This is a genomic window from Bartonella sp. AD328YNZD, from assembly GCF_042196425.1.
Map to the genome: position 1 here is coordinate 1 of NZ_JBHIQG010000626.1, position 937 is coordinate 937.

Below are 937 nucleotides of genomic sequence, written 5' to 3' on the forward strand. Positions count from 1 at the left end.
CAAAGAAGCGTGCAATTACCATAAATGGCTTGATGACACTTTAAACATCATATGGCAAAATACTGACTTATAAAAACAATTTATTGTTTTGCATGTTGAATGAGCGTTCCCAATATTGGAGAACTCTCTCATCCCAACCCTGTTTATATTGAATCAGTCAAAACAATTTTCTTACACGTTACAAAAGAAGTAAAAATGCCTCTTATGCATCATCTTACGACAAGAGCTGTAGCAAAAAACATTGGAGGCTGGCAAAGTGTGTGATGGTGCCAGCTTGTTACTTCATAAGCATAAAGATGGGAGGCTCAATGGATTTACCGTTAGACTATTCAAAAACGCCGTCGCGAAAGGACTTTTGGAACGTTGAGAGAACTCTCTTTAAAACAAGCGCGTAAAACTGCACCCACTGGAAATACCACGTTTATCAATAAGCCGATAAAGATATTTCTCTTACCCTTTTCAAAACCTAATGATTGAGGAAGCGATGATCTACTTTTACACCCCATTTTAATAGACTCTCTTCAATATCTCCATATTTCAAACCATAAAGAAAACTTGTCATCGACTTTTTCGATATGATCAATCTCTTCTCCCCACGCCTTAAAGAAAGAAGAAAATCTTACCACTTTCACTCCGATTTAAAAGTTATATTTCATCTCTATTTAACAAACAAAACAACGGCCTTGTTCATCTATTCAGCAACAATTCTAACAATTTCTTCAAAGGATTTATCTTGATTTTAAAATTAAAGATAGTGAATCTTATGGTGAAAGGAAGCACACTTTACCACTTTTCTTATTCCCCACTTACAATAATGCACTCGATTCCAAAGCTTCAAAAACGCTTTTTGCAAAATTTAAAAGTAGAAAAATGCCCATTATCCATGAAACTATAGAGTTGTGCATTCTTTCCCTTCACATATCCTTAAAAGCAAAGG

General features: G+C 35.0%; 1 protein-coding gene. It reads left to right on the forward strand.

What is annotated here, in order from left to right; all coding sequences use genetic code 11:
- Positions 1-99 precede the first annotated feature (99 nt).
- A complete protein-coding gene (locus tag ACFIO3_RS14110; RefSeq protein WP_375686572.1) occupies positions 100-264 on the forward strand; it encodes a hypothetical protein in 165 nt (54 codons plus the stop codon).
- The last annotated feature ends 673 nt before the right edge of the window (positions 265-937 follow it).